The organism is Mesorhizobium intechi (genome assembly GCF_002879535.1).
GTDB lineage: Bacteria > Pseudomonadota > Alphaproteobacteria > Rhizobiales > Rhizobiaceae > Mesorhizobium > Mesorhizobium intechi.
In genome coordinates, this window is the sequence record NZ_PNOT02000193.1 from 1 (window position 1) to 12,750 (window position 12,750).

Here is a 12,750-nt window from a genome sequence, read left to right on the forward strand (position 1 = left end):
ACTGAGCAGGTTGAACTCCATCCGTCTCTGCCACATCTCGACCTGCGCCCTGCCAAGCGCGCCGCGTCCGAACAGGACCGGCTCCGGGTGCAACTCCTCGAAATACCGGCAGATGGCGACGGATTCGGTGATGACGGTGCCATCGTCAAGCTCCAGGACCGGCAGGCGCTGCAAAGGGTTGCGGGAGCTCACCGTTTGGCCCCTGTGCTCCAGCGCTCCCATGTCGACGGACACCAGCGGAACCGCGATCCCCTTTTCGGCGAGGAAGACGCGTACGCGCCGCGGATTGGGCGCCCGGCCACCGTCGAAGAGCTTCATTTCGACCTCCCTTTCCTTCCAAACCCGATACGCCTCACCAGAAGCGAAAAATCTCTCGCGCGGCGTCGCCGATCGACGCCAGCGTGCCGTGTTTTCGCTCTACCACCTCGCCGTGATGGCTGTCGCGCCAGTCCTGTGGCTGATCGAACGTACCCGCCCAGATACCGACCTTGGCGGCCCGGGCGGTCGCTTCCTCACTTTCGAAGTCGCCAAAGGCAACCGCCCAGCCCGCCTCGACCTGAGCGCGATTGAGGTCGGCGCCGCCGGCCTTGCAGTCGCCAAGCAACCGGCCATAGCGATCCCGCTGCCAGCCGCTGCAGGTAACGGGCCTGCCCGCGATGAGACGCACCAGCGACTGGCGCGCAAGCGTGCCGCAGGGATAGTCGGCGCCGTTCTTGCGGCAGGTCTGTGTGTATTCCGGGGCGTCGATGCCGCGCATGCGGATCCGCTCAGTGCCGAGCGTGATCGAATCGCCATCATTGATAATGGCAGCGCCTTGCGTCTGGCGCGTCTCCACCCGATCGAGGCGCGCCGCCAACAGGATCAATAGCCCCAGAATCATGATGGTCAGCCCATAGTCCAGCATCTTGCGCCACAGGCTTCTGGGGCGCGGCGCCGCGTACCGCCGGCGCGATCTTGACGACCAGGAACGGCTCATATGGCAAACGGTTGGTTAATCATTCGAACGTAGCTTAACCCCTTGGAACCGCTGCACGCATAAATCGAAGTTTTTGATGCCCTTGCAACGCTCGAACACAGCGGACAAGTTCATTGTGGACCGCAGGAAACGGCATCGCAACAGCGATGTCGCGCGCGCGGTGCGCAAGACACGCGACCGTCTTTCGCAGCAAGCCGGCAATCCCGATTTCGACCGCGAATTGTTGAAACTCCACGCCGGCGCCATGACAAGCGGCGCCGTGGCGATCCCGCTGCTTGTCCTGGCGATCGCCGCTGCCGGCTGGCTCGGCGGCGTGGGCAATGAGATCGGGCTCTGGGCGTTGTTCACGCTTACCTGCTATACGATCGTCGCCTTCCTGGCGCGGCGCATCGAGCGCACCGAAGCGTCCGAGCTTAACCCATTGCAAACGCGACGGGAATTCCTGGTCGGTCATTTCCTTTGCGGCCTCGGCTGGGGTTGGTTCGTCGTGCTCGGCTGCGGCGCCTGCGTGGCCGACCAGTTTCAGGTGGTCAAGGCGGTGGTGCTGCTTTTTGCCATGGCGGGGACGGCGCTCATGGCTTCATCCCTGAGCGGCGCGCTGCTGGCGACTTTCGCCGTGCCGGTGGCGCTCTACGCCTATGTCGTCACCAGGCTGTGGATGCCGGTCGAGGCGGTCATGGCCGGGCTGCTTGTCCTGTCGCTGCCGTTCTTCGTCCATGTCGCCCGTCAGCTCAACCGTGCCTCGCTGATGCTGTTGTCGTTCCGCTCCGAAAAGGATGCGTTGATCGCCGAGCTGGAAACAGCGAAATCCATGTCGGACGAGGCGCGGCGGCGGGCCGAGGATGCCAACCTGGCAAAGTCGCGCTTCCTCGCTTCGATGAGCCATGAATTGCGCACGCCGCTCAACGCCATTCTCGGCTTTTCCGAGGTGATGGCGAACGAGGTGCTGGGGCCGATGAGCAATCCCACCTATCGCGATTATGCCCATGACGTGCATGATTCCGGCCAGCACCTGCTCGACCTGATCAACGAGATCCTCGACCTGTCGCGCATCGAGGCCGGTCGCTACCAGCTCAACGAAGAGCCGGTGATGCTGCTCAACATCGTCGAGGATTGCTGCCACATGATGGAATTGAAGGCGCGCAACAAGGATATCCGCGTCATCCAGGATTTCGAACAAACATTGCCGCGACTGTTCGCCGACGAGCGTGCGGTGCGCCAGATCACGCTCAACCTTCTGTCCAACGCCATAAAGTTCACCGCCACCGGCGGCGAGATCCGCGTCCGCGTCGGCTGGACGGCGGGCGGGGGGCAATACATCTCCGTCAAGGACAATGGTCCGGGGATTCCCGAGGACGAGATCCCGGTCGTGCTCTCGGCTTTCGGCCAGGGCTCGATCGCCATCAAGAGCGCCGAACAAGGCACCGGGCTCGGTCTGCCGATCGTGCAAGGCCTGCTTGCCATGCATGGCGGCCAGTTCGAGCTACATTCCAAGCTACGTGAGGGCACGGAGGCGATTGCCATCTTCCCGCTGAGCCGCGTGATGGAAGAACTGCCGGCGTTGCCAACCGCGGCGGTGGCGGCGCGACGGCGTTAGGCGACCGGCCTCAAAGGGGAACGCGGACCGCAATGACCGCAGACTGGGATGCCGGCAGCGTCGAAATCAATCGCAGCGGCTTCGCCTCAAGCTGTTTGCGGCCGCTGATGCTGACGAGGTCTTTGCCGCCATCACGCCCGCAAACCCGTTTCATGCAGTGGGAACCACCTCGATCATCGACGGCCTTTGCCGAGGTATGGCGATCCTGGTTGGCGCCGATCCTCGACGGATCGGATCTGCATTTTGTTGTGCGCTCGCTGGCGGACGATCGCTGCCTGGGTCTTGTCGGCCTGCATGCGGCGAAGACGGCCTGTCCCGAAATCGGAATTTGGATAAGGGAGGACGTCCATGGAAACGGCATCGGTCGGGAGGTCGTCGCCGCCGTGGTGGCATGGGCGTCCAAGGAACTCGATCCGGATGGCTTCGAATATCCTGTCGCCGAAGAGAATATGGCGAGCCGAAGAATCGCGGAACGCCTCGGCGGCTCGATCGTGGAGACCCGCTCCAATCCGAAATACACCTCGGTCGTCTATCGTCTCCCCAATCCCAGGCGGTGATACGCCGGGCGGGAAGCCTAGATCCGAACCGCGGCCGCCATGCCTGAACTGGTCAGCGCCGCCGCCTTGACCAGGCCCGCGCCAAGTGCCGCCCCCACCCCTTCGCCATGGCTTATGCCGAGGTCTAGCAGTGGGCGGAAGCCGAGCAGTTCGGCGGCCCTTGCATGCGCCGGCTCCGGCGACAGGCTGGCGAGAAGGCAATGCTCCAGCGCAGCGGGGTTCGCGACATAAAGCACCGCCGCGGCAGCCGTTGCGGCGAAACCGTCGAGCAGCAAGGGTATCTTCTGCATCCGCGCGGCGAGAATGGCGCCGGCTATCGCAGCGAACTCGCGGCCGCCTACCCGGCGCAGCGCTTCCAGCGGATCGTCGAGATGGCCGTGGTGAAAGGCCAGCGCCGCATCGACCTCATCGGCCTTGCGGACCTGCATCGCCGCGTCGGCGCCGGATCCCGGGCCAACCCAGTCGGCACCCCTGCCCCCGAACAGGGCGGCAAGCAGGGCGGCGGCGACGGTGGAATTGCCGACGCCGAGATCGCCGAGGCAAAGCAGGTCGGTGCCGCCCGCGATCGCTTCCATGCCGAAGGCCATGGTCGCCGCGCACCCTCGCTCGTCGAGTGCGGCATCCTCTGAGATGTCGCCGGTCGGGACATGCAGGGCAAGATCGAACACCTTCAATCCGAGATCATAGGCAATGCAGACCTGGTTGATCGCTGCACCGCCGGCCGCGCAAAGCTCGACCGCGTTGGCGGTTGCCGCCACCGGGCGTGGCGAAATGCCATGACGGGTCACGCCGTGATTGCCGGCAAAGACTGCCATCAGCGGCCTTGTCACCGCTGGCGGAGCCCGGCCGCTCCAGGCGGCAAGCCACGCCGCGATGTCCTCGATGCGGCCGAGCGAATGCGCTGGCTTGTCGGCCCTGGCAAACAGCGTGCGCACGCGCGCTTCGGCTTTCAGGTCGGCTGCCGGCAGATTGTCGAGCAGGTTGCGAAAATCGTCGAAAGGCAGAGCGCTGGTCATATCGTGAGCAATCATTCCTGGATTTGGTCAGCGGCATAGCCGCGTTGCGGGATCGGCACAACCTCTCCCCAACATCCGCCTTGTTTGCCGCACAGATGGCTTGGGAAGGCGCTATCGCGAGGGCTTGCATTGGCTTTGCCCTTGCACCATGTGGAGGTGGAGAGCGGAGTCCGCACGGATCCCTCGAGAGAAAGTCATGACGGCCATCGAATCCCCCTGCATCCTGGTCTGCTCGATCGACATGAAAACCGGCTTCTGCTTCGGTTGCGGCCGCACGCGCGAGGAAATCGGCGCCTGGATGGGGATGACGCCCGAAACACGCCGCAATGTGATGGCCGAACTGCCGGCCCGACTGGAGACGGTCGAGCGCCGGCCGCGCCGCGAAACGCGCCGCACCCGGATGTCGCGCGAACGCGACGCACTCTAGAGCAGTTCACCGTTTCACGGAAAACGGCGAACCGCTCCAACTCTTTGTTTTAACGCAATTCTTATAGGAAAACCGTTCACGCTTTTCCTGGAATTGCTCTAGCGAGGTACGGATGAGCAGCCGATTGTTCTGGATTCTGATGGCGGTGATCGGCGTGGGCGTGGCCCTGCTTGTGCTCAATGATTCCGCCGGCAGCACGCTTGGCGTCGAGAACTACGATTTTGGCAGGCTGATCTGGCTTGGCGCCTTCGGCGCCCTGATCGCCACCGGCCTGCTGCGATCGGGCCGCCCGCTGGGCGACATGGCCCGGAATTTCGGCGCCTGGGCGGCAATCGTGCTGGCGTTGATCGCGGGCTACCAGTACCGCTACGAACTGCAGGACGTCGCCAGCCGGGTGACCGCGGGCCTCGTTCCCGGCAGCCCGCTGGCGCTTGGTGTCGAAGACGGGCACGCCACGGTGACCCTCGACAAGGCCGACAACGGCCATTTCGAAGCGCGCATCCTGGTCAACGGCAACCCGATCCGGGCCGTTGTCGACACCGGCGCGACCAGCACTGTGCTGACGTCGGAAGATGCCCAGGCTGCCGGCTTCAATCCGGCGGCGCTCAACTACACGATACCGGTTTCGACAGCCAACGGCATGGCGCGCGCCGCCGCGGTAAAGACCGACGCGGTGGCGATCGGCGGCATCGTGCGCAAGGACATGTCGGTGATGGTCGCGGCCCCCGGCATGCTGAGCCAAAGCCTGCTCGGCATGAACTTCATCGGCTCGCTGTCGGGCTTCGACGTGCGCGGCGACCGCATGATCCTGCGGGATTGAGCTCAGGCCGCCTCGGCGGCCCCTCCACCGAGTTCGACGGCCGCGAAAGCCGCCTTCAGCACGTCGGGGCCGGCACCGGGCCGGTTTGCATCGGTCGACAGGATCTGGCGGTAGCGGCGTGCACCGGGCAGCCCATGGAACAGCCCGACCATATGGCGGGTGACATGGCCGAGCCGCCCGCCCCGTTCGATGTGGCGCGCCGCGTAGTCCGCCATGGCATCGACCAGCCGGGCGAAATCGAACGCCTCGGCCTTTGCGCCGTAGAAGGCAGCGTCGACGCCGGCCAGGATGCCTGGTGTGTGATAGGCGGCGCGGCCGAGCATGGCGCCGTCGACATGACCGAGATGCGCCAGCGCTTCTTCAAGCGACTGAATTCCGCCGTTGATGCCGATGAATTCGTTCGGGCTTTTGGTCTTCAGACGGTAGACCCTGTCATAATCGAGAGGCGGGATGTCGCGGTTTTCCTTGGGGCTCAGCCCTTCCAGCCACGCCTTGCGCGCATGCACCCACAGGGTGTCGGCGCCGGCCGCGAAAACCCCGTTCGCCAGCGCATCCAGCGCCGGCTCCGGATCCTGTTCGTCGACGCCGATGCGGCACTTGACGGTGACGGGTATTGCCACCGCCGCCTTCATTGCCGCGATGCAGTCGGCGACGAGGTCGGGCACCTTCATCAGGCAGGCGCCGAACGTGCCCGACTGGACGCGGTCGGACGGACAGCCGACATTGAGGTTGATCTCATCATAGCCGAAGGCTTCGCCAATACGTGCCGCCTTGGCAAGTTTCTCCGGATCCGAGCCGCCGAGCTGCAGCGCGACCGGATGTTCCACATCATCGAAACCGAGCAGCCTCTCGCGCGCGCCCTGTATGACCGCGTCGGCCACCACCATTTCGGTGTAGAGCAGCGCATGGCTCGTCAGCTGGCGATGGAAGTACCGGCAATGCCGGTCCGTCCAGTCCATCATCGGGGCCACGGCCACTGTATGCTTTTGAGTTTTCAGCATTTTTTCTTGAACATCAAATCGTTAGAACCTGCCAGACGCAAGCCGAATTTACGCCAGAATACGACCCTTTTCGCCACCTTCGATCTCTCAGTGCACACGGAGCGCACACGACCAAATGGCCGCCTGAACAAAGCTTTCGTCCGGTTCTGGCCTGTCCAAGTGCGCCGCAAAGGTCGCTACGGCAGCGAGACCTTCCAGCGCCGAGACGACGGACGGCGCTGGGCGCCGAAACCGAAAGCCAGGTCGATCGCGGTGAGACGCCGACCACGTCCCGTATAGCGCGGCTGAAATCGTTCGGCGAGCTTATCGACCTTCATATCGACGACATGTGCGATGTAGGCAAGTCCCCTCGCCGCTCCAAGGCCGCGGCCCTCGATTTGCTCCAAGGACAGCCGGGGAAGTAACAGTCAGTATCCTCTTGGGACTTCGTCGGTGCGATTGCCTGCGATCCTCATGTTAAAGAAACTCGGTTTGTTGCAAAAGTAGCGCAGACTCCTTGCGAGGAAATGAGCAAAGCTGAACTTGGTGATATGGAGACGACCGCGTTGAAACTCGCTCTGATCTGTTCCGCTGCGTTTCTGGCAGCCTCTTCTTCGGTTTTGGCGGCCGACCTCGTTGAGCCAGTTGCCGCCATGCCATACTCGTGGACCGGCTTCTATGTCGGTGCTCAAGTCGGAGGCGCCTGGAATGACAGCCGGTGGTCGCCGGCAAGCCCTCCGGGGGGCTTCGATCCTTTCAACACAAACGGGTCCGGAGTCGTGTACGGCGGGCAGATCGGTTACAACTACCAGATCAACCAATTCGTCATCGGCATCGAGGGGGACTTCGCTGGCTCGAGTGTCAAGGGCGACGAGCAATGCCCGGCCACGCCAGGGTCGGTGTGCCAAACCAAGCAGGATTATCTGGGTTCGGTGCGCGGACGCCTTGGGTACGCAATCGATCGAGTGCTTATCTATGGCGATGCCGGCGTCGCCTTCAGCAAGTACAAGTTTGCGGAGACGCAGCTTTTGCTGCAATCTTTTGGGGGCGGATCTCGGGTCGGTTGGACTGCCGGCCTCGGAGTTGAATACGCTTTCAGCGACCATTGGACCGCTGGCGCCGAATGGAACTACTACGATTTTGGCTCGAAAGATGGTGCGAGCAGCCTGAATCCGGCATTCGCGATCAACGCTCGCGAGACCGAGAACACTGTCGTCGCCAGAATTAACTACAAATTCTGAAGAGTCCTGGGCAGACCAGGCCGTGAACCCACAAAGGGGATGGCGGCGATTGGTGGAAAACGGCCATTGTCATCAGAAGGCGCTTATCTAGGCGCTGTTGAAGTCTGCAAAAAACTTGAGAACGTGGTGGGCCTGAACCAGCCTTTGAGTAGCGCAAGAGCGGGGTCCGCCTCTTCGAAACGATCCGCGACGAACGCGACCCGCAAGCCATGATCCGAGAACCATTAAACGGAGACTATTTTTGAACGCCGCCTAAAGCGGAAGGGCACTTGCTCGATAGTGGGCTTCACGATCTATCGCAGAGCGCGCGCGATTCGGCTGGGGGCGGCCTTCCGAGAAAATCGGCCGGCCACGTCCAACGAGCACGTCAGCACACTGCGGCCGCATGGCCGCAGTCCCTGCGTTCGGCAATCCGGGTGCGGCTAGCGCCGCAGCGCGTATACGTCCGCCATGGTTTCGCCTGGGACAGGCAGCGCCATGTCGTCGTCCAGGAGCCGCGTGATCCGGGCAAAGCCCGTGAATGCCTTCCTGGCCTCCTCCGCCGACATCTGCCCCGCCAAAGCTGCGGCGCAACAATTCAGCGCGCACTGATACACCGGCCCACGTCGTCCCGTCGGCCATTTACGCAAGAAAACCATCGCCTCGGCGACACTATCCACTTCTTCTACAGGGTGTCCCTGCCCACGCGAGATTCGCACAGGCGCAAAGAAATGCAGGTAGTCCATTGTTTCCTCCCGGTCGATCGCGATGCCGCCCGATCGAACCTTATGAAACGCACAGTCCCGCGGTTGGTTCCATACAGAAACGGTACCTTTAAAAAATCTTTCGGTCGCCAGCTAGACCGTGGGGAAGTGGCAGGCCACTTTGCGGCCGGGTCGATACTCCCTCTGCTCCGGCGCTCTGTGCGGCATCGTTCGACCGCGACAGGCATCTTCGCTGAGACGGCAGCCGGATGGCGGCTTGAGCGGGCTCGGCACGTCGCCGGTGAGGATGATGCGGCCTGGTTGTTGTCCGAAGTCGAGGACCACAAGCGGGTCATGGCTATTGCCTAGGCGGAGAAGCGGTACCCGGGTTCGAATCAGCCCAACTGTTGGTATTCACCTGCGGCCCACCATTGCCTCCCTTCGATAATCGCGGTTCGCATTGAATATCTTTAAGGCCAAAGCCGGCAAATGGATCGGTTGCCGGTTCCCCAGCGTCAGGCTTAACCTGCACGGCCATCGCGTGGAGGCGCGTGGCCGATCAAGGGGAGGACACTGCAGTGACCATACAAGGCGCATCGCCTGACCTGTACAACGAGGATCTCGCTCCGGCCAAAGTTCGAAACTGGGGGCCATTCTCGATCTTCAACGTCTGGACATCAGACGTCCACAGCCTGTGGGGCTACTATCTCGCCGCCAGTCTGTTCCTGTTCTGCGGCGGCTTCGTCAATTTTATCATCGCCATCGGCATCGGCTCACTGATCATCTACGCGCTGATGAACATGGTCGGTTATGCCGGCGTGAAGACCGGCGTGCCCTACCCCGTGCTTGCTCGTGCCTCCTTCGGCATCTGGGGCGCCAATATACCGGCGTTGGTGCGCGCCATCGTTGCCTGCTTCTGGTACGGCGCGCAGACAGCCGCGGCCTCCGGCGCTATCGTGGCATTGTTGACCCGCCTTCAATGGTTCGACGAATTCAACAAGACCTCGCATCTTCTCGGCCATTCCACCCTGGAGGTGATCTGCTTCGTCGTCATCTGGGCGCTGCAGCTGCTGATCATCCAGAAGGGCATGGAAACAGTGCGTCGCTTCCAGGATTGGGCGGGGCCCGCCGTCTGGGTGATGATGCTGCTCCTGGCCATCTATCTCTGCGTCAAATCGGGGAGCTTCGCCTTCACCAGCGATGTTCCGATGGACGTTCTGCGCGAAAAGACCGCCGATGCCGGCATTCCGGGCGACCCCGGATCTTGGACGGCGCTCTTCGGGGTCGCGGCGATCTGGGTGACCTATTTCTCGGCGCTGTATCTCAATTTCTGCGACTTCGCCCGCTACGCGCCTGACAAGGCCGCGCTGCGCAAAGGCAACATCTGGGGCCTGCCGGTCAACTTGATCTTGTTCTCACTGGTCGCCGGCGTCACCACCATTGCCGCCTATGACGTCTATCACGAAGTGCTGTTGCATCCCGACCAGATCTCGGCCAAGTTCGACAGCTGGTTCCTGGCAGCGCTCGCCGCCCTGACCTTCGCGGTTGCCACGCTCGGCATCAACGTCGTCGCCAACTTCGTCTCGCCGGCCTTCGACTTCTCCAACGTCTTCCCGCGTCAGATCGACTTCAAGAAGGGCGGCTACATCGCTGCACTTATCGCACTTGTGCTCTATCCCTTCGCGCCGTGGGAAGGCAGCGCCGCGCATTTCGTCGGCATCATCGGCGCGACGATGGGACCGATCTTCGGCGTCATGATGGTCGACTACTACCTGATCCGCAAAGGCGAGGTCGACGTCGAGGCGCTGTATCGCGAGGACGGCGAATTCCGCTTCCAGGGCGGCTGGCACGTCAATGCCTTCCTCGCCGCCGGCATCGGTGCTGTCTTCTCGTCAATCCTGCCGAACTTCACCAACTGGCTGCCGTCCTGGTGGGGCGTCTATGGCTGGTTCTTCGGTGTCGCTATCGCCGGCATCATCTACTACGTGCTGCGCACCGCCGCCGTGGGTGCGGGCGCCAAGACAGCGAAGGCCTGAACAAGGGAATAAGGCGGTAGGACGGTAAGGCAGCAAGTGAGTAGGGTCCTCCTGCCCTACTGCCCTACTGCCCTACCGCCAACCATCTCGGCCAACTTGCGAACCGTGTTCCAGTTGCGCGAGGTGCCGATCCCGAGGCGTTTGTGGTTCGTCGCGGCGAGCAGCCGTGACGTTGGCCTCTCGCGCGAAAAGGCAACCCAGATGTCGCCGGCACATGGCAATACCTTCTCGTCCTCGGCGGCATAGGCTTGCAGCATCGCTACGCCCTCCTCAGGTGCCGGTTTGCGCATTACCCGCACAGCCACCTGGTCGCCTGCTTGTGCTGAATCGGCCGGAAACGGATTGCTGGCGACAAGTTTCAGCCATGCCTCGGCAGTGCGCACGATGATGTCGACATGGCGGCCGAAGGTTTTTTCGAAGGCCGTTTCCAGCCGCTGTTCCAACTTGCCGTTGTCGGTCGCCCGCGCTTCAAAGACCAAATTGCCCGTCGCCGCCAGCGTGCGGACATTCCTCAATCCGAGTCCCTCCGCCATCGCCTTGAGGTCCGCCATGACGACCCGGCGCCCCTCACCCAGGATGATGCTGTAGAGGAGCGCGACATAGGTCTGCATGAGAGCCTGGCGGGTGCCTACACCAGGCGAGACTGTTCCACAGCCGCCTCGATGAAGCTGGCGAACAGCGGATGCGGATCGAGCGGCCGGCTCTTCAGCTCGGGGTGATACTGCACACCGATGAACCAAGGATGGTCGGGATATTCCACCGTCTCCGGCAGCACGCCGTCTGGTGACATGCCGGCGAATACCAGGCCGCAATCCTCCAGCCGCTCCTTATAGTCGATATTGACCTCGTAGCGGTGGCGGTGGCGCTCTGAAATCTGCGTGTCGCCATAGATCTCGGCGATCTTTGAGCCCTTGGCGAGGTCGGCCTGATAGGCCCCGAGACGCATTGTGCCACCGAGATCGCCGGTTTCCCGCCGCTTCTCCAGCATGTTGCCCTTCAGCCATTCGGTCATCAGGCCGACGACGGGCTCGTTGGTCGGGCCGAACTCGGTCGAGGAGGCATGCTCGACACCCGCCAGTGACCGCGCTGCCTCGATGCAGGCCATCTGCATGCCGAAGCAGATACCGAAATACGGCACCTTGCGCTCGCGTGCGAATTTCGCCGCCAGGATCTTGCCTTCGGAGCCACGTTCGCCAAAGCCGCCGGGAACCAGGATTCCATGCACCTTTTCCAGCCAAGGCGTCGGATCCTCCTTTTCGAAGATCTCCGATTCGATCCAGTCGAGCTTGACCTTGACGTGGTTGGCCAGGCCGCCATGCGAAAGCGCTTCGATCAGCGATTTATAGGCATCCTTGAGGCCGGTGTATTTGCCGACGATGGCGATGGTCACCTCGCCTTCCGGACTGTGGATGCGGTCCGACACCTTCTGCCAGGGCTCCATGCGCGGCTTCGGTGCGGGGTCGATGCCGAAGGCGGCCAGGACTTCCGAATCGAGCCCTTCCTTGTGGTACGCCATCGGCACGTCATAGATGTGCGGCACGTCGAGCGCCTGGATGACGGCGCTTTCCCTGACATTGCAGAACAGCGACAGCTTTCTCCGCTCCTCCTTGGGAATGGCACGGTCTGCGCGGACCAGCAGGATGTCGGGCGCTATGCCGATGCCGCGCAGTTCCTTGACCGAATGCTGGGTCGGCTTGGTCTTCAGCTCGCCCGCCGTCGGGATATAGGGCATCAAGGTCAGATGCACGTAGACGGCGTTGTTTCTCGGCAGATCGTTGCCGAGTTGCCGGATCGCCTCGAGGAACGGCATCGCCTCGATGTCGCCGACCGTGCCGCCGATCTCGCACAGCACGAAATCATAGTCGTCATTGCCGTTGAGGACGAAATTCTTGATCTCGTCGGTAACGTGCGGAATGACCTGCACGGTGGCACCGAGATAGTCGCCGCGCCGCTCCCGCTCGATGATGTTCTTGTAGATGCGGCCGGTGGTGATGTTGTCCTGCTGATTGGCCGAGCGGCCGGTGAAGCGCTCGTAGTGGCCAAGGTCAAGATCGGTCTCCGCACCGTCATCGGTGACGAACACCTCGCCATGCTGGTATGGCGACATCGTGCCGGGATCGACATTGAGATACGGGTCGAGTTTCTTGATGCGTGCGCGATAGCCTCGCGCCTGCAGGAGAGCCCCAAGGGCCGCTGCGGCTATGCCTTTTCCGAGTGAGGAAACCACGCCGCCTGTGATGAATACATATCGCGCCATGGGAGTCATCGCTTAACGCGGCTGGATTGATTCCGCCAGAGAAAAAACCACCGCGAAGGTTTTTTCCCAAGAAGGCGTCGGACCATGATCCCGAAGAGTGGAACCCGGTTTTCTCGGGCAAACGGTTTCCGTTTGTCCAGGGATCACGACCGGACAGGCT

General features: G+C 62.5%; 13 protein-coding genes. 6 read left to right on the forward strand and 7 right to left on the reverse strand.

The features are described from left to right. Both C1D09_RS16310 and C1D09_RS16315 read right to left on the reverse strand, forming a co-directional pair. Positions 1–318 (reverse strand): glutathione S-transferase N-terminal domain-containing protein (locus C1D09_RS16310; RefSeq protein WP_208760393.1); only part of this gene is annotated, 318 nt, incomplete at its 3' end. Between the two features lie 34 nt (positions 319–352). After that, complete coding sequence (locus tag C1D09_RS16315) at positions 353–976, reverse strand: thermonuclease family protein (protein WP_143975279.1); 624 nt, start codon at positions 974–976, stop codon at positions 353–355. Positions 977–1,052: 76 nt separating this feature from the next. Between C1D09_RS16315 and C1D09_RS16320 the strand changes: the two genes are divergently transcribed. Together C1D09_RS16320 and C1D09_RS16325 are read left to right on the forward strand one after the other, a co-directional pair. Beyond that, positions 1,053–2,573 (forward strand): sensor histidine kinase, encoded by a 1,521-nt coding sequence (locus C1D09_RS16320; RefSeq protein ID WP_143975280.1) that lies wholly within the window; start codon positions 1,053–1,055, stop codon positions 2,571–2,573. Positions 2,574–2,725: 152 nt separating this feature from the next. Then, entirely contained in the window at positions 2,726–3,130 is a 405-nt protein-coding gene (locus tag C1D09_RS16325) for a GNAT family N-acetyltransferase (RefSeq protein ID WP_246135769.1), read from the forward strand. Between the two features lie 17 nt (positions 3,131–3,147). Here the strand turns inward: C1D09_RS16325 and C1D09_RS16330 are convergent, their stop codons facing one another. Further along, the gene (locus C1D09_RS16330) at positions 3,148–4,146 is read right to left on the reverse strand and encodes a nicotinate-nucleotide--dimethylbenzimidazole phosphoribosyltransferase (protein ID WP_143975281.1); all 999 of its coding nucleotides are present in this window, start codon (positions 4,144–4,146) and stop codon (positions 3,148–3,150) included. A 196-nt stretch (positions 4,147–4,342) separates the two neighbouring features. Between C1D09_RS16330 and C1D09_RS16335 the strand changes: the two genes are divergently transcribed. Both C1D09_RS16335 and C1D09_RS16340 read left to right on the forward strand, forming a co-directional pair. Continuing rightward, positions 4,343–4,573, forward strand: a complete 231-nt coding sequence (locus C1D09_RS16335; protein WP_143975282.1) for a DUF1289 domain-containing protein — start codon at positions 4,343–4,345, stop codon at positions 4,571–4,573. 112 nt (positions 4,574–4,685) lie between these two features. Beyond that, the gene (locus C1D09_RS16340) at positions 4,686–5,393 is read left to right on the forward strand and encodes a TIGR02281 family clan AA aspartic protease (protein WP_143975283.1); all 708 of its coding nucleotides are present in this window, start codon (positions 4,686–4,688) and stop codon (positions 5,391–5,393) included. A 2-nt stretch (positions 5,394–5,395) separates the two neighbouring features. Here the strand turns inward: C1D09_RS16340 and dusA are convergent, their stop codons facing one another. Next, positions 5,396–6,394, reverse strand: a complete 999-nt coding sequence (dusA, locus tag C1D09_RS16345; protein ID WP_143975284.1) for a tRNA dihydrouridine(20/20a) synthase DusA — start codon at positions 6,392–6,394, stop codon at positions 5,396–5,398. Between the two features lie 506 nt (positions 6,395–6,900). On the opposite strand from dusA, the gene C1D09_RS16355 reads away from it, so the two are divergent. Continuing rightward, positions 6,901–7,614, forward strand: a complete 714-nt coding sequence (locus C1D09_RS16355) for an outer membrane protein (RefSeq protein ID WP_246135768.1) — start codon at positions 6,901–6,903, stop codon at positions 7,612–7,614. Between the two features lie 422 nt (positions 7,615–8,036). Here C1D09_RS16355 and C1D09_RS16360 read toward each other — a convergent pair whose 3' ends face one another. Then, a complete protein-coding gene (locus C1D09_RS16360; protein WP_143975285.1) occupies positions 8,037–8,339 on the reverse strand; it encodes a DUF982 domain-containing protein in 303 nt (100 codons plus the stop codon). A gap of 536 nt (positions 8,340–8,875) precedes the next feature. Here C1D09_RS16360 and C1D09_RS16370 point away from each other — a divergent pair. Further along, positions 8,876–10,333, forward strand: coding sequence for an NCS1 family nucleobase:cation symporter-1 (locus C1D09_RS16370; RefSeq protein WP_143975286.1), 1,458 nt, complete (start codon positions 8,876–8,878; stop codon positions 10,331–10,333). Positions 10,334–10,389: 56 nt separating this feature from the next. Here C1D09_RS16370 and C1D09_RS16375 read toward each other — a convergent pair whose 3' ends face one another. Together C1D09_RS16375 and C1D09_RS16380 are read right to left on the reverse strand one after the other, a co-directional pair. Continuing rightward, positions 10,390–10,944, reverse strand: a complete 555-nt coding sequence (locus tag C1D09_RS16375) for a DUF1697 domain-containing protein (protein WP_143975287.1) — start codon at positions 10,942–10,944, stop codon at positions 10,390–10,392. 17 nt (positions 10,945–10,961) lie between these two features. After that, positions 10,962–12,599, reverse strand: a complete 1,638-nt coding sequence (locus C1D09_RS16380) for a CTP synthase (RefSeq protein ID WP_020628875.1) — start codon at positions 12,597–12,599, stop codon at positions 10,962–10,964. Positions 12,600–12,750 lie beyond the last annotated feature (151 nt).